Here is a 15,266-nt window from a genome sequence, read left to right as displayed (position 1 = left end):
ATTAATCTGCTTAATTTAAGCTTATGTGACACCACCGGTTCTTTTGCCTTCCATGTCTTCCTTCTTCGCCCACGCGGCCATTCGTTCGCATTACCGCCGCCGCAGCGACGGCCAGGCCGCCGGTTCCAGCGAGCGCGCGTTGCTGGATCTGATCCGCAGTGCCGGTCAGCTGGCGCGTGCCGACCTGCCACGCGCCAGCGGGCTCAGCGTCCCCGGCACCAAGGGCATCATCGACCCGCTGGTTGCACATGGCCTGCTCCAGGTTGGCCCGTCGCTGCGCCGGGGGCGCGGCCAACCCAGCGTCGAGTTGAGTCTGGTGCCCGACTATGCATTCAGCGTGGGGGTGTCGTTGATGGTCGATGGCATCGCGGTGGTGCTGATCGACTTCGCCGGGCAGGTACGCGGCATGCGCCAGCTCACCGCGTTCCCGCTGACGCTGGATCTGGTCGCGGCACAGTTGCCGGAATTGGTGGAGCAGTTGCTGCAGGCCGCCGGGGTGGACCGGCAGCAGCTGTTCGGGGTGGGCGTCAGCATGACCGGCCCGCGCATCGGCGATGGCACGCGGGTCAATCCGCCGCTCACACTGGCCGCCGAATGGATGCAGGTCGAGCTGGACCGCTTCATCGCCGAACGCCTGCAGTTGCCGGTCTGGATGGACAACGACGCCCATTGCGCCGCGCTGGCCGAGGCCTTGTACGGAGTCGGCCGCCAGTCGCCGGATCTGGTCTACCTGACCATCGCCGACGGGTTTGCCGCGGGCGTGATCGCCGCCGGCAGCGTGCACCGCGGCGCGCACGGCAACGTGGGCGAACTGGGGCGCATCTCGGCCATCACCGGCAGCGCGCGGCCCACGCTGGAAAGCCTGCGCCAGGCGCTGGTCGCCGATGGCCATGCGCTGCCGGACCTGCACACCATGCTGCAGCACTACGATCCGGCATGGCCGCAGATCGAGGCCTGGCTGGATGCGGTGCAACCCACCGTGACCCTGGCGGTGGCGGCGATCATCGCCTTGATCGACCCGCGCGTCATCGTCTTTGGCGCGCGCCTGCCGGCAGATCTTGCGCAACGGCTGATCGCCCGTGTCGCCTTCGAACCTGCGCCACGGCGCGGCGTCGCATCGCCGTATCCGGCGTTGCTGGTCGGGCAGGTGCAGGCACACGCCACGGTGCTGGGCGCGGCCATGCTGCCGTTCAAGGAAACGCTGTTCTAGCGCCGGCGGTGGACCAGCTGATGCAGTGCGCCGGCATTGCGATGGGGCATCGTTTCGCATTGCAGCGGCATAGTTCGCCTTGGCTGCGAATTGTCATATGCCACGCGCTTTACTGGCCGCCCGCAGTGCTCTTGAGGTCGTCATGCGTATTGCTCCCTTGCAACCAGCCGCCACGCCTACCACCGCGCTGGCAACACCGACACAGACCAGCCCGACCACCCCGATGGAGGTGCCGCACGTGCCCGGCGGCAACCCGCCGCTGGGTCCACGTCCGCGTCGCCAGGCGTCGATGCAACCACCACTGGTGCCGTTGAACGACAGCGCCATGACCGGCAAGCAGGCATTGGTGGCACTGGACAGCGAATTTTCGGAGCAGCGCCTGGCCGAAGTGCAGGCAAGGCAGATCACGGTGCAGGCGCTGCAAAGCAAGCTGGCCACCCACCTTGCGCAGGCCGGCATCGCGCCCGAGAAGGACAGCATTGCAGCAAAGCTTGCAGCTGGAGCGCTGCAGCCGGTGTATCTGGATAGAGCCGCGTTCAAAGCCATGGCCAAAGCGCTACCCGATTGCGCCAGCGCAGCGGCAGGCCCGGTGCTGGTCGATGCGCAGCAGGGCCGCATCATCTTCGATCTGCAGCGCGCGTTTGCGCCTGGGGACACCTTCAGCGACGCAGCCCACACTGCCTTGCGCAATGCGCTGGATCTGCCCGGGCAGGGAGTGGAAAATCCCGACTGGTTGGCGGCTGCTTCGCAGTCACATCCAGCGCGACGAAAGATGCAGCAGACCTTGAAGTATCACGGGCATCAGATTCCCGCACAGCACGGCGGCGCCGGGTTCTACAAGCCCGACGATCATCGTCTGCTGGAAGGCAAGGCCACGCAGCTGCACGAACACCTCAAGCAGGTCGTCCACGAGAACTATCTCCAGGCAGAAAGCACCAAGTCGCTCGGCAAGGATGTCATGGTGCACCGTGGGCTCTACGACTTTCGCAATGGCATTCCGGAGAACTCACTCGCTGCAGTCGATCACGCGTATGCGCAGGGGTATCGCACCGTCGAACTGGATGTCCAGGTAAGTGCCGACGGTGTGCCGATGATGCTGCACGATTTCACGGTGGGACGGGTGCTGGATGATCCGGACAATCCACTGGTCGCCAACACGCCGTTTTCGCAATTGCACGATCAACCGCTGGTGATTCGCAATCCTGTGGACGGCAACTTCGTGCAGACCACTCAACGTCTTTCCAGCATCGAAGAGATGCTGAAGCATGTGGTGCACACCAAGCCCGGAATGTCGGTTGTGCTGGACTGCAAGGAGAAAACCGCCGAGGACGTTGCCCTGCTGTTGATGAAGCAACCGCAGCTGCGGCGCTTCACGGCGGTCAAGGTGTATTCGGCTGCCTATAAGGGCGGTTTCGATGAGCTGTTCTCTAACATGTGCAAGCGTCTGCAGATTAATCCTCTGCATTCGCAGGACGAACCGCGACGTCAGAAACTACGTCGCGATCTCAGCAAGATCAAGGTCGTGCCCATCCTGGGCCAGGACTCCATCCAGGATCCGCAGCTGCGCGTCCTTTTTCCCGGTGACGAGAGCACGAGCGGCCTGGCCGACACCGCTACCGGCTGGATGCAAAGCTGGAATGGCATGCATCCCGTGGTTGCCGAGGCCATGGTCACCGATCGCGACAGCAAAGCCGGCAAGGCCCTACAGGACGCTCGCGCACGCCTGCAGCAGCCCGGTTCAGGTTATGAGAAAGCCGCGTTGAGTTCGGCCTACCGCTATGAGGATTTTTCGATGGCGCAGTCAGATGGAAGCCGGAAATACTTTACCTGGGGCGTCTTTGGCGAGATCAATCCGATTCCGGAGACCGGCTTCGAGCCGGCACGTGGAACTGCAGGTGCATTCCGCGATCAAGGCGATAGTGTGCTTACCGACCAGCCTAACGAAGAGGTTCTGGCACTGCGTGAGAACCGTACGCTGCCGCGTGGGCACACCGGCGTGGAGTTGAACGCCCCGCCAGGCACGCCCATCGACACCGGACGCGACGCCGCGCTTGTCGGCCTGCGACGGAGACAGTTCAATGCGATGAAGCAGCCACTGGACAAGGTGAACGTCGACGCAGCGCGCGAAGGAGCAACACTGGATCGAGATACGACAGCGCAGCAGACCCCGGCAGCACGCGATGCCACCGATAAGCGTGCCGAATCGCTCGGGCTGCTCACCGATCGCTATCGCGGCGCACCCGTGAGCCATTACCTCAACGAACAGGCCAAACACGCCGAGCCGGAGGAATGATCCTGACGCAAGAATCCTGCATTGTGCGTATCTGATTGTTACCTGCGTGAGCCGCACCGATCACGCAGCAGCCGATGCACTGCAGCCCTGGAATGTGCATCGCCCCGGGCGAGGACGGCGAGGGGTAGCGCGCCCTCAGACATACCGGCATCGCGCCAGCGCCGCGCCTGGTCCAGCGTTAAGGCATCTCCAGCATCGGAATCACTTCACGGTCCTGCGCATCCACCGCCACCAGGCGTTGCAGCAGCAGCGACAAGGTCACCACGTCCTGGTGGTTGTGCTCGGCCACGCGGCGCAGGTTGCGCGCGCTGCCGCCGCGCAGGTAGCTCAGCCATGCCGCCGGCGCTTCGGAGCCGGGCAGGTCGTCCTCGCGCACCACGCGCAGCAGCTGACGTTCGATGGTGGACAGCTTGCAGTTCTCCCAGGTGCCGCGATAGCGCCGGCGGGTGGGGAACAGCAGATCCACATGGTCCAGCGCGGAGATCGGGTCGCCGCGGCGCGCCAGCCGGTAGCGCGTCTTCAACAACGGCGCGTCGTAGCAGCGGCCGTTGTAGCTGGACAACACCGTCTGTGGCGACAGCCAGCTGCGGAACAGATCCAGCATCGCGCTCTCGGCCGCCATCGTGGACATCATCAGCTGGCGCACGCGCAGCCCGCTGCCTTGCGCATCGTCCATGCACCAATCGGCCACGCCGATCATGAAGGCGCGCGTGCCGGTGCCGCCAGCCAGGCCGGTGGTTTCGGTGTCGAAGAACAGCAGATCCCTCGGGTCCACCGCGTCCTCGCGCTTGGCGAAGGCCAGCGACAGCGCCTGGCGCGGGATCGGCTGCGGCAGGAAGGCTTCGATCAGGTGCAGGCCCGGTGCGATCTCGTTGCCGGGCAGATGCCGATCGGTGGACGCCGCGCGTACCGGCGTATGCGCCGAGACCGCGCGCTCGCGTAAACCGATCATCTTGCGCAGGCCGGCGATATCGGTGCGTCGCTGCGGTGCCGGGGGGGAGGTGGGCGCCGCAGGTGTTGCGCGCACCGCCGGCACGCGCGCTGCCGCATCGGCGGCCGCACCTGCCGGCTTGTGGCGCACCTCGTGGTCCACCCAGGCAAACGCCGAGGTATCGCGTGCAGGCGGTGCCGCAACCGGCGCCTGCAGGGCGCGGCGCGTCATGGCTGGTGCGCTGCCGGGCTGCGCGCTTCGCACAGCAGCCTCGCGCGGCAAAGCGCGTGACCCAGACGCAGCAGCACCCGGTGCAGGCTGGCGTTGCGCACGCGTGGGCACCACCGCATCGTCCTTGCGCGCCGTGGGTGTCAGCCCGCCGACCTGGCGGCGTAGCAGGCGCAAACGTTCTGCGCTGACACCAGGGACGCTGCCAGGCACCGGTGCTGCCGGCTCACGCGTCGGTTGTGCCGTTGCAGACATTTCACTTGCGGCACGCGTGCGCGCATCGCCCACAACAACTGCTTCACCAGATGTCCGTCCGACCACTGCGGAGTGCATCTGTTGTGCAGGCGAAAGCATCATGCATTCGGTCGCGAACGCTGAGGTTTCATCGTCCACGCCGGTCTGCGCGATCGCCGGCGCATCGCAGGGCGAAGATGCACCACAACGCACCTCACGTGCGGCAATGTCGCTAGTAGGGGCAGGATCCACGACCGCGCGTGCCATCGCTGCATGCGGCGCAACACGCGCGCCTGCATTGGAATGCAGTTGGGGCACTCCACCAAGAAGTCCGGCATCCGCATCAACCGCAGGCGCTGCCTGCGCGCCATGTAGTGCATCGCTGTCTGCACCCGCCACCGGCGCACGTACATCGGTGTGCCCGGCCTGCCGGCGCAACAACCGCAGCCGGTCCGCACTCACACTCATGCAAGCACGTCCAGCGCCAGGTCCTCGTCCACCTGGGTGGCGTGGCGCAACGGCGCATCCGCATCGAACAACAGCGCCAGCACCGTCAACGCCAACGACTTGGGCGACTCGCCCTTGCCTTCTTCGTGCGCGGCCAGCACCGGCCCCACGCAGGCCGGGCAGCCGGCGCTGCAATCGCACCGCCGCACCAGCTCGTCGGCGCGCTGCAGCAGCTCGGCCTGGCGCAGCCACAGCGGCTCGCTCAGGCCCACGCCGCCGGGGAAGTTGTCGTACAGATACACCGTGGGCACGAAGGCCTGCTGCAGTTCCACCGCGTCGTGCTCGCCTTCTTCCACGCCGCGCAGTTGCCCACGCCCGGTCTGGTCGGCCACCGCAAACCACGCGCCGTCGCCATTGCCCACGGCCTTTTGCAGGTCGCGCGCATCGGCCATCACCGCCACCGTCGCCACCACGTGCAGCGCGTAGGCCGCACCTAAAAATCCATCCAGCGCATCCTGCTTGGACGCGAACGCCTTGCCCAGCGTGGCCTACGGCAGCTGCCACCACACCGCAGTGGTGTGCAGTTCCTGGTCGGGCAGGTTGACCGGGCCGTAGCCGATGTTCTCGTGCGTGTAGTAGCGGATCTTCTTGTAGCCGGACACGCGCCGCACCACATGCACCTCGCCATGGTGCGAATCGCCGCGCCCGGCCACGCCGCCGTCGAAGCGGTCCAGCACCTTCAACTTGGTGTAGTCGATGCTGTCGGTGTAGTAGTCCACATGGGTGCGCGTGACATAGGCCTTGCGGCCTTCCCAGTCCAGCCGCTCCACCTGGTACGGCGTGCTCTGCACCATGTGGATGGCGCCTTCGTACAAGGTCAGCGCCGCGGCCGAGTAATCCACCTCGGCGATGATCTGCTGCTTGCCATCGCTCTTGTCCACCACCACGAAATTACCGTCGGCCACCGAGCGCAGGCTCACCGCGTTGGCCGGGTAGCTGTTGGCGATCCACTCCCAGCGGTCGCCTTCCTGGTGGATCACCTCGCTCTCGGCCAGCGCTTCCAGGAACACCAGCGGGTCGATCGGCCCGAACGGTTCGCTGGCAATGAACGGCAACTCGAACGCCGCGCAGCGGATGTGGTCGAACAGGATCAGCGGCTGGTCCGGCGCGATACGCGCATGCTCGGGCGAGGCATCGGCGAAGAAATCCGGATGCCGCACCACGTATTGGTCCAGCGGCTGCGAGCTGGCCACCAGCACGCCCAGCGCCGGTTGCTGGCGCCGCCCGGCGCGGCCGAAGCGCTGCCAGGTCGCCGCCACGCTGCCGGGGTAGCCGTTGAGGATCACCACATCCAGCGCGCCGATATCCACGCCCAGTTCCAGCGCCGAGGTGGACACGATGCCGTCGATATTGCCCGCGCGCATCGCGCGCTCCACCTCGCGCCGCTCGGTGGGCAGGTAGCCGCCGCGGTACGCACGGATGCGTGGCGGCTTGCGCGGGTCGTGGTCGAAGATGTCCTTCAGGTACTTGGTCAGCACTTCCACCATCAGCCGCGTCTGCGCGAACACCAGCGTCTTCAGCCCGCTCTTGATCGCGATGCGCGCAATGCGGTTGCTCTGCGAGCGTGCCGACGCGCGCAGGCCCAGGTCGGCATTGACCACCGGCGGGTTCCACAGCAGCACGTGCTTGTCGCCGGTGGGCGCGCCGGACTCGGTGATCGCATGCACCTGCTCTTCGATCAAGGCCTGCGCGTGCGCGTGCGGGTTGCCGATGGTGGCCGAGCACAGGATGAACTGCGGGCTGGCGCCGTAGAACGCGCAGATGCGCTTGAGCCGGCGCAGCACGTTGGTGACGTGGCTGCCGAACACGCCGCGGTAGGTGTGGATCTCGTCGATCACCACATAGCGCAGGTTCTCGAAGAACTGCGCCCACTTGGTGTGATGCGGCAGGATCGCCTGGTGCAGCATGTCCGGGTTGCTCACCACGATGTCGCCATGCAGGCGGATCGCCTGGCGCGCATCGCCCGGCGTGTCGCCGTCGAAGGTGAAGGCCTTCACCCCCAGCGCGCCGGCGCGGTTCAATTCCAGCAGTTCGGCCACCTGGTCCTGCGCCAGCGCCTTGGTCGGGAACAGGTACAGCGCCTTGGCCCCGGAGCGCATCGCCGCGCTCACCACCGGCAGCGTGTAGCACAGCGACTTGCCCGAAGCGGTGGGCGTCACGATCGCCACATGCTCGCCGCGCTGGGTGGCCGCCCAGGCGTCGGCCTGGTGGCTGTAGAGCCGGTCGATGCCGCGCGCGCGCAAGGCATCGGCCAGCGCGCTGGGCACATCGTCCGGGATCGGCGCATAGCGGCCCTCGCGCCCGGGCAGGGTGAAGCTGCCGGTGATGCGGTCGTGGTAACGCCGTTCCAGGCGCTGCGTGAGCAACGCGCCGTCGCGGCTGGGCCGGCCATCGGTGGTGGCCAGCGCGCGTTCGGCGGTTTCGGTGCGGGGAGCGAGGGCAAACGGAGGCATACGGCGGCTCCCAAAGAGGGGCATGAGACAGGGGAGGTGTCTCAGGGTATGAGACCGGGGCCAAACCGGCGAGCCTGTGTCACTGAGCGGATTCAGCAAGCGGGTATCCTGTGGTCCCCACTGCGTCATCGCCGCGTTGCACGCTGGGCTCCCCCCTTTCGAAGACCCCCTGTGCCCGTGCCCCCCAGCGCCACCGCCCCACACTACAAGACGCGTTCCGCCCGCCGTGCCGATGTCGTGGTGCATGCGGCGGGCCTGTTTCTTGCCATCGTCGGCGGGGCCTGGATGGTCTGGCGCGCGCATGCCAACCAGACCATGCTGCTGGCCACCTGCGTGTACGCGCTGGGGCTGCTGGTGATGTTCGGCTGCTCGGCGGCCTACAACTTCGCACCGCCGCACCGCCAGCCGATGCTGCGCAAGTTCGACCACGCCGGCATCTTCGTCATGATCGCCGGCTCCTACACGCCGTTCCTGCTGGTCGCCCTCGACGGCACCTGGCGCTGGGCGATGATCCTCGGGGTCTGGAGCGTGGCGCTGTTCGGCGTGTTCGCCAAGCTGTGCCTGCCCGGCATCGCCAAGGGCTTCTGGGTGGTGATCTACCTGTTGCTGGGCTGGGCCGGCATCGTGGTGATCAAACCGCTGATCGCCGGCCTGGACAGCACCGTGCTCTGGCTGATCGCCGGCGGCGGCGCGTTCTACACCGTGGGCGTCACCTTCTACGTGCGCAAGTCGCTGGTCTACAACCGCGCCATCTGGCACGCCCACGTGCTGGGCGGTGCGCTGTCGCACTGGTGCGCGATCTGGTTGTGCCTGCGGCCGTTGGGTGGGGCGTAGCCGGGTCGGTCTCTCGCCCGGCGCGGCCGACTTGCCTCCCCGGAGTGATACTTGAAGACCCTGCCGCCGCAGCGGCACTGCTGAGTTCGTCTTCAACACCGCCTCGAACGCCGCATCCGGCGCGCTGCAGCTCGGAAATCACGATCACCGCATGCAGCTTGCCGCTGGCCTGCACGCTGTACTCCAACCTCACCGGCGCGCTGCGGCCAGGCCTGCGCTGCCGCGTTGAGCGCTCACCGCATCGGCACCCGCAGACGGATGCCGTCGGCGGGCAAACACGCGTCCACCGGCGCACGCCGCTGCACCCACATATCGCCCATCATCCGGTCCAGCCCGCGGTCCAGGCCGGTGACCAGCCCCGCACCCGGAGTGAAGGTCAGCTCGCCGAAATAGATCTGCCCGCGCTGGATATACCAATCCACCCGCACGTAATCGAACTCGCTGGCCATGCGCTTGCTCAGTTCCAGCGCCTGCTCGAGCAGCGCCGGCGCGCACGGCGGCACGCGTCCATCGTCGCGGATGCGGTGGAAGGCCTTGTGCAGGTTGCCGACAAAGAAGGTCATCCCCAGCTTCGGCGTGTCGAAGCGCCCGTAGATCACCTGCAGCACGTACTGAAAACTGCCATCCGCCTGCCGGAACATGTGGAACTTGTAGTCCACCGGCACCTGCTGCGCATCGCCGATGTACTGCTCCACCAGGATGCGCGGCGGAATATCGCGGTAATGGATCTCGCGCACCGTCTGCGAGAAGTCGATCTGCAGCCACTGGTCGCAGCGCTCGACGATGCGCCGCCGCTGCACCGCATCCGGCTCCTCGCGCACGATCTCCACCATCGCCGCGCCGTGGTTGGCCTTGATCACGGTCTGCCGCCAACGGTGCAGCCGCAGCAACTCCCGCGGATCGGTGCAGTCCAGCAGCAGCGGGATCAGATGCGCCTCACCGATCCTGGCCGCCACATACGGGCGCACCGCGAACTTGTCGGCCAGCCGCATGTACAACGGGTAATCGCCGTGCACGCATTTGCGGTACAGGATCTTCTCGTTGAAGCACTTGGGCGCATACAGATCCGGAAGCCGCCCGAAGGTGTACAGGAAGTACAGCCTGTCCTGGTGCCGCCAGGGCAATGTTTGCACCAGGCGGCGCGCGTTCTTGCGCAGCAGACGCTTGAGACTGGGCGTGTCCGGCGCTGGTGTCGGCGCGCGTGGCGGCGCGGCCGTGCGGCGGTCGCCGAACAACGGCGACAACGACGGCGGCATGACTGCCCATTCCTGTCCCGTCGCACCGCACGCAGCTGGCTGCGTGTGCAGCCCCATCAGATCGTCGGGCATGTCCAGATCCTTGTCCGCAGTAAAGTGCGACACACATCACATTAAAAAGTGACATGGAGCACGATATACGCAAAAAGTGAGACCAGGGATGCATTTCGTCTCAGACGGCCAGTTTTTTTTAAGCCCAGTTCGCTTGGCGGCCTCTAAAAGCCGTTCTCGACAGGCGATCCGGTCTCTCCAGCGGCGATGCGGGCGGGCGCAACCTGTGGCCGGTTTCAGTGAGGCGTGCGCTAGTGCAGGGCATCCGCCAGCCGCAACGCCGTTGGCGCCACGCCCGCGCTGGCACCGCTGAACCCGGTGCAACGGCCCGCCTGCCAACGCGCGGTCGCCGCGCAATGGGCGATCAGCGATCAATGGCAGCGATACGTGAGCGCATGGCGCATGCCCGAGCGCGCCAGCACCGACCAACCCGCCAAGCCCGCACCCCTCAGGATGCTTCGCTCAACAGACGTAGGCAGCAACTCCCGGCGGAGGCGAGGTGGTGAAGGTACGCAGCGCAGCGGTGCGGGTTGAATGCCGGTGTAGCCCAGCAACCAGGCACACAGTGGCATCGTGGAGCGGCATCAGGCAACACTCGCAACCGTGCGCGACAAGCTGCGGCACTCGTAGCACTTCTGGGGGCAGTTCAGATTCCGGGAGGCTCCATCTTTTCAAGAAGTGGAGCCTCCCGGAATCGCGAGCCGGTTCACTGGCTTCGCCAGCGCCGTGCATCCCTCGAAGCTGCGGAGGGATGTATCCCATGTCCCCGAGCACTGATCGCTACCCGGGCTATTACGTGGATTACGGCTCAGGGGCGGCTTGGTGCGAAGGATTGGACACAGCCAGGTCCTGATACGGAATACGTTCGGCCAACGGAGTTTCGCCGTATCCAAGTTTACGGGCCAGCGCGGGAAGGGCCTCGAAGCTTGCATTCATGCCTTTGACAATTGCGGTTCCTACATGACGAAGGAACTCGCTTCTGGGTGCCAAAATCCGATGCAATTCTTCTAAGGTAATTTCCCGAGCCCCGCTTTCCATTTGCTCGCTTGCTCGCGCCAGAATGGTTTGCACAACCCGCGCGTGCTTGGCATTGTCCGATTCAAATAGCCCAGGAACATGCATGCGTCCTCCAAGCGCCAGTGCGTTCAGAGCGATGGCTTCGATCGGATTGAAGACGGTGCTCCGGAAGATACGCAGCACCTTTTCCGAGAGCAATCCTGTGGCTTTGTTGCCGGCGATCAGCGGGATCATCCCGACAATGGATGCCAGCCCCATGGACTTGACAGCGGTGCTTTCGCCGGGGGCAACATCGAGCGCATGACGCGCCATCTGCTCAATCGCCTCTTCCGGGTCCATCGTCTCGCCGGGGTGCGCCATGACGCCGTCCTTAATGCTCTGGAACAATCCAGCGCGCATCAACTCTTCGCTTTCCTTGACTTCGGGCGGAATGCCGGAGGCAGCGCCAAAAATGGCCGCTTCGGTTGTCGTCGTATTGGCCGCAAGATCACCCAATCCTGATTTAAAGCCTGTGTACTGCAAGACGTTATTGGGGAATGACACAACTGAGGAGATGGCGCCGGCTTTCATTGCCTTGGGGAGCAGGTCGCGCATGGACCAGTCCTCACCCTTCATACCCTTGATGATTGCAAGCACACACATGGTGTCCATGGTCTCGATTATCAAAGGGGGCACTGAATCGATTCCGGCCAATTGCAGAGCATACTGGCTGGGCGAGAAATCTTTGCCGAAGATGGCTTTTTTCAACATTTCCGACGCGCCGAGTTCCCATGCGGAGCCGAGTATGCTGCTGACGCCAATGCTACCGGCCAAGCCGCCGAGCTGAAACTCTTTCTTGGTCGCCACATATAGCAATTCATGTGCACCCAGACGGACCTGCAGGTCCTCGTCCGCTTTGAGTTTCTGGTTGACGAACGTCGCCAGGACATCGTCATTGGACATGACATCCGGGGCACACGAGGCGAGGAACGCTTTGGCGCTGATCTGGCTGCCGTCTGCCATCTCGATCGACGCGCTTGGGCCAAATGCTGCGGAGCCCCGCTCAATCGCGTTGAGCAATAAGGGGATATGAATGTCAGCATCGATTTGCTCAGCTGTCCGCTCCGACGAGTCGGCGGCGGGCATCAATTGCGCTGTCTCAACCGTGAATGCGTCCTTGAACTCCTCAAGCGCTTTCTCCGGGTCTCGACGCGACACCAACTCTAGTCCGACCCCGGCAGTGCTCGCGACCTGTGGTGGAAATGGCTGGTCAACCTGCGCGAAAGATAGCAACGCGTGCATCACCGGGTCGTCAGAAACAAGTCGGTTCTCTTGCCTGCGCACCGATCCCGCATACCTGGGCTTGCGGAGATCTGTTAACGAGATCAGTAGCGGAGTTTCCAATCCACTGCTATCAGTGCGGGCGGAGCCTTGCCCAGTGGACCTGGGGCTAGTAGGCCCGCTGCTTGTGCCGCGCCGCCGGGGAGGCCTGGTGGTTGGCAATCTCTCATCTTCGGAATGATGGAAGACGCCATGTTCGGGCTGTGCGCCAGCTTCCAGATCACGGTCGTTACCTACACCAGGTTCGGGGTGGCGTATGTGCTCGAGTGACGACAGGGAATGGGATCGTGCGAGCTCTGCCTTCATGTCTTCCTATCCTTTTTAAAAATTAAGTGAAAAGCCAGAATCTTTAGAGCGGCTAACAAAACTACTGCGCCGCCGCTGGGCGAGCGCGGTCGTCGCCCGGAATCGGCATATCCACTCGTAAACTCCGGTTCTGTTCGCCGCCCCCACCCATCTAACGATAACTGGCTACGTTTTGTTAGCCGCTTTTAGTGTGGGTAAAACCTAAAAATCAATTTGAAAATTTATTTTTGAGGATGGTCTGATCAACCTGCCCTGTGAAGTGGGTTGCATAATGCTCAGGTGAGCCTGCCACGCGCGGTTTTGAACTACATGGTCCCATGTTGATCTCCTGCAATGAATGGGGAAGCAAGTTTGGCGGAGAGCTCTCTGAATGTCGTTGTTTGCCCGAAGTCATGGTTGGGACGGCGAAGCATTGACGCGGGGCGAACCGCCCCGGGAAGTTGGGAGGCTCAAACTCTTGAGACGATGGGGCCATGAGCAAGACGAAGTATTCCTTGGAAGTGCGAATGCGGGCGGTTCGGCTGCTGCGGTAGCACCAAGGAAAGTACGGCCCGCAGTGGGCGGCGATCGAATCGATTGCCGGGAAAATGGGCTGTTCGTCGCAGACGCTGTGCAACCGGATGTGTCAGGCCGAGCGTGATGCCGGCAGCGCTGTCTAACGCTTCTGGCACTCGCATCCAGTTCATTCGGCGGCAGTGTCCAGTTCCGTCGCCGATGAGTGTCCAGTTGGTTGGCTTTTCGTATCTGGATAACTAGCCTGCCACGTTGAGGTGTGGAATTTTAGAAAATGCCTCGGCAATAAAATCCATGAAGACAATCGCCCGTTTCGGCACAAGGCGGTTGGCTGCATACATAATCTGCATCGGCACAGCAGGGGCAGAAAACTCCCCAAGGACGATCTGCAGATGCCCGGCCTTGAGCCCTTGCTCGAACAACCACTCCGGTCCCTGCCCGATGCCCAGGCTAGCGCTGACAGATTCGCGCGCGGCTTCAGGCGAATTGACCCGGATCCGGCCGGACACCGGCACTTCCACCTCACTTGAAACGCCAGCTCGCCCCGGAGGCCAGCAGGGTGTAGATCACGCAATCGTGCTGGCGCAGGTCCTCGGGCACGGCGGGCACGCCGCGCTCGGCAAGATAGTCCTTACTTGCCACGCACACGCCTCGGTGGTGCTCAACACCTCCGTCAACGTGCATGCCGGCATGGCCCGCTCCTCGGTGTATGCCGCCACCAAGGCCGCCTTCCTCAGCATGACCAAGACCCTGTCCAGCGAGCTGCTGGGCCGTGGCATCCGCGTCAACGCCGTCAGCCCCGGCCCGGTGGAAACCCCGCTGTACGACAAGCTCGGCGTGCCCCACGCCTACCGTGCAAAGCGCAACGAGGAGATCGCCGCCAGCATCCCGATGGGCCGCTTCGGCACCCCGGAAGAGGTGGCCAAGGCCGTGCTGTACCTGGCCTCGGACGAATCCAGTTGGACGGTGGGTTCGGAAATCGTGGTCGACGGCGGGCGCTTGCTCAACGGCTGAGCATGGCAGCTCCCCGCCAGGCGCCGGCACCCCGGCGACCTGCACGCCAAACCGGAGTGGTTCCTGGCCCTGCCCCCCACCGGCAAGGTGCCGCTGCTGCGCATCGGCCAGCCGGGCGGCAGTGTGGCCACCCTGTTCGAGAGCGTGGTGTGGTGTGCGCCCCGCTGCTGCGCTACTTCGGCCTGCTGCCCGCGCAGGTCTGTGCACCCCTCTTTGAAGGGCTGCCGCGCATCGGCGCCTGGCGCGCCGCCCTGGCCGCCCGGCCCAGCGTCATCGGCGCGGTGGCGCAGGACTACGCCAGCCGCTTCCAGCAGCATCTGCACAGGCAGCGCGCCCTGCTGGCAGACGCGGTGTGTGTGCCGGCGTAAGCAGCCAACGGCTCCATGAAGGATTGGCCGCAATCGCATGCTGCCCAACCAACTGACCTCATTGCTACGGGTTTGCACCGTAGCAGTCAGACAGAAACAGCTGGCCTCGCGCCGGTTTTTTCATTTCAGGAAAGCGGAGATGGCGACGCCAAGGCCGCGGGTCTATATAGACTGCTAACCTGGATTACGGATGTCTGCCGAAGACACCGACAAGCGGTTGAAGCTGATGGTCTTGCAGTATCTGCCGCATCGCGCGCTGCAGCCAGACTTGTGCGGCCAACTTAATCGGCCTAGCGTCGCCTCGCCACCATCCGGGTGGCGAGGAGGTCACACGCATGGCGACCAACGAGAAAACCGGCCCCAAAGCGGCAAAGGCGGCTAGCAAGGTCCTGAAAAGTGGCAGCACCGGCAAGGATTCAAAAACGGCGGCCGCGTCCGCTTTAAGTCAAGCGCCGGACAAGAAAAAGAAAAGCAATTAAGCGAGCAGGGCAGTAAGTAAGCGAGCGCTGCAGTAAATCGGTGGAGGCGCTCGACCAAGCGCGAGCGCCTCTTACTCAAGTGATTTCAGGGCGTGGAGTCACATCCGATGACACCGCTGGTACAAAATGCCGGGTACCCCGCTGACAAAACCTCTACATAACGGTAGGGTGCAGACTGGGTAATCCCCCCGCCCATTAGCTGACGCCAGAAGTGGAATTTTCTCGTCCCCTTTCCCGAGGAGGTTCCATGAA

10 protein-coding genes, 1 other RNA gene and 2 pseudogenes are annotated in these 15,266 nt (G+C 64.3%); 8 read left to right on the top strand and 5 right to left on the bottom strand.

Going from position 1 to position 15,266, the window contains the following annotated elements:
- The first annotated feature begins 52 nt into the window (after nt 1-52).
- Both LL972_RS18600 and avrBs2 read left to right on the top strand, forming a co-directional pair.
- Nucleotides 53-1,210, top strand: a complete 1,158-nt coding sequence (locus LL972_RS18600; RefSeq protein ID WP_228328849.1) for an ROK family protein — start codon at nt 53-55, stop codon at nt 1,208-1,210.
- 97 nt (nt 1,211-1,307) lie between these two features.
- The gene (gene avrBs2 / locus LL972_RS18595; protein ID WP_228328848.1) at nt 1,308-3,503 is read left to right on the top strand and encodes a type III secretion system effector avirulence protein AvrBs2; all 2,196 of its coding nucleotides are present in this window, start codon (nt 1,308-1,310) and stop codon (nt 3,501-3,503) included.
- Between the two features lie 178 nt (nt 3,504-3,681).
- On the opposite strand, the gene LL972_RS18590 is transcribed toward avrBs2, so the two are convergent.
- On the bottom strand, nt 3,682-5,364 hold the full coding sequence (locus LL972_RS18590) for a ribonuclease H-like domain-containing protein (RefSeq protein WP_228328847.1): 1,683 nt from the start codon (nt 5,362-5,364) through the stop codon (nt 3,682-3,684).
- Nucleotides 5,361-7,856: pseudogene (locus LL972_RS18585) on the bottom strand (DEAD/DEAH box helicase). The gene LL972_RS18590 and the pseudogene LL972_RS18585 overlap by 4 nt, the downstream one beginning before the upstream one ends.
- A 171-nt stretch (nt 7,857-8,027) precedes the next feature.
- On the opposite strand from LL972_RS18585, the gene trhA reads away from it, so the two are divergent.
- The gene (trhA, locus tag LL972_RS18580) at nt 8,028-8,690 is read left to right on the top strand and encodes a PAQR family membrane homeostasis protein TrhA (RefSeq protein ID WP_228328846.1); all 663 of its coding nucleotides are present in this window, start codon (nt 8,028-8,030) and stop codon (nt 8,688-8,690) included.
- A 233-nt stretch (nt 8,691-8,923) separates the two neighbouring features.
- On the opposite strand, the gene LL972_RS18575 is transcribed toward trhA, so the two are convergent.
- Both LL972_RS18575 and xopB read right to left on the bottom strand, forming a co-directional pair.
- Nucleotides 8,924-10,003, bottom strand: coding sequence for an ATP-grasp fold amidoligase family protein (locus LL972_RS18575; RefSeq protein WP_429002196.1), 1,080 nt, complete (start codon nt 10,001-10,003; stop codon nt 8,924-8,926).
- A 795-nt stretch (nt 10,004-10,798) separates the two neighbouring features.
- Nucleotides 10,799-12,397: a XopB/HopD1 family type III secretion system effector gene (gene xopB, locus LL972_RS18570; RefSeq protein ID WP_323134229.1), complete on the bottom strand. Its 1,599-nt coding sequence runs from the start codon at nt 12,395-12,397 to the stop codon at nt 10,799-10,801.
- Between the two features lie 352 nt (nt 12,398-12,749).
- On the opposite strand from xopB, the gene LL972_RS18565 reads away from it, so the two are divergent.
- Both LL972_RS18565 and LL972_RS18560 read left to right on the top strand, forming a co-directional pair.
- Nucleotides 12,750-12,821: non-coding RNA, sX9 sRNA (locus LL972_RS18565), on the top strand.
- Nucleotides 12,822-13,113: 292 nt separating this feature from the next.
- Nucleotides 13,114-13,287 (top strand): annotated as a pseudogene (locus LL972_RS18560) (IS3 family transposase); the annotation flags it as partial.
- Between the two features lie 105 nt (nt 13,288-13,392).
- Here the strand turns inward: LL972_RS18560 and LL972_RS18555 are convergent.
- Nucleotides 13,393-13,662, bottom strand: coding sequence for a LysR substrate-binding domain-containing protein (locus tag LL972_RS18555; protein WP_228328844.1), 270 nt, complete (start codon nt 13,660-13,662; stop codon nt 13,393-13,395).
- 148 nt (nt 13,663-13,810) lie between these two features.
- Here LL972_RS18555 and LL972_RS18550 point away from each other — a divergent pair, with 148 nt between their 5' ends.
- The 3 genes from LL972_RS18550 (at nt 13,811) to LL972_RS18540 (ending at nt 15,014) form a co-directional block, all read left to right on the top strand.
- A complete protein-coding gene (locus tag LL972_RS18550) occupies nt 13,811-14,167 on the top strand; it encodes an SDR family oxidoreductase (RefSeq protein WP_323134228.1) in 357 nt (118 codons plus the stop codon).
- Between the two features lie 152 nt (nt 14,168-14,319).
- Nucleotides 14,320-14,535, top strand: a complete 216-nt coding sequence (locus tag LL972_RS18545; RefSeq protein ID WP_228328842.1) for a hypothetical protein — start codon at nt 14,320-14,322, stop codon at nt 14,533-14,535.
- A 335-nt stretch (nt 14,536-14,870) separates the two neighbouring features.
- Entirely contained in the window at nt 14,871-15,014 is a 144-nt protein-coding gene (locus LL972_RS18540) for a hypothetical protein (RefSeq protein ID WP_228328841.1), read from the top strand.
- The last annotated feature ends 252 nt before the right edge of the window (nt 15,015-15,266 follow it).

The organism is Xanthomonas campestris pv. asclepiadis (assembly GCF_020784175.1).
Lineage (GTDB): Bacteria > Pseudomonadota > Gammaproteobacteria > Xanthomonadales > Xanthomonadaceae > Xanthomonas > Xanthomonas campestris_D.
Note: the sequence above shows the minus strand (reverse complement) of the source record. Positions and strands in the feature narration are given on the sequence as shown.

Bases quoted from the DNA above. Each gene is read 5' to 3' on its own strand.
- LL972_RS18600 (WP_228328849.1), top strand. From the start codon at position 53: ATGTCTTCCTTCTTCGCCCACGCGGCCATTCGTTCGCATTACCGCCGC.
- avrBs2 (WP_228328848.1), top strand. From the start codon at position 1,308: ATGCCACGCGCTTTACTGGCCGCCCGCAGTGCTCTTGAGGTCGTCATG.
- LL972_RS18590 (WP_228328847.1), bottom strand. From the start codon at position 5,364: ATGAGTGTGAGTGCGGACCGGCTGCGGTTGTTGCGCCGGCAGGCCGGG.
- LL972_RS18575 (WP_429002196.1), bottom strand. From the start codon at position 10,003: ATGGGGCTGCACACGCAGCCAGCTGCGTGCGGTGCGACGGGACAGGAA.
- LL972_RS18540 (WP_228328841.1), top strand. From the start codon at position 14,871: ATGGCGACCAACGAGAAAACCGGCCCCAAAGCGGCAAAGGCGGCTAGC.